Below are 233 nucleotides of genomic sequence, written 5' to 3'. Positions count from 1 at the left end.
GGTAGTGCTCTACCGCTGAGCTAATCGCGCCCACGTTCCTTGATGGAACTGGAGCGGATGACGAGACTCGAACTCGCGACCCTCACCTTGGCAAGGTGATGCGCTACCAACTGCGCTACATCCGCATCTTGTATTCAGTTGACGAGGGGGGAGACCCTCTGTGCGCAATACTGGGATCGAACCAGTGACCCCTACCGTGTCGAGGTAGTGCTCTACCGCTGAGCTAATCGCGC

2 tRNA genes are annotated in these 233 nt (G+C 57.9%); both read right to left on the bottom strand.

Going from position 1 to position 233, the window contains the following annotated elements:
- Positions 1-49 precede the first annotated feature (49 nt).
- Positions 50-125, bottom strand: a tRNA-Gly gene (locus HMPREF2617_RS04485).
- A 36-nt stretch (positions 126-161) separates the two neighbouring features.
- Positions 162-233, bottom strand: a tRNA-Val gene (locus tag HMPREF2617_RS04480).

This window comes from Corynebacterium sp. HMSC070H05 (genome assembly GCF_001837615.1).
GTDB lineage: Bacteria > Actinomycetota > Actinomycetes > Mycobacteriales > Mycobacteriaceae > Corynebacterium > Corynebacterium coyleae.
This window is presented reverse-complemented; position numbering and strand designations above follow the sequence as displayed.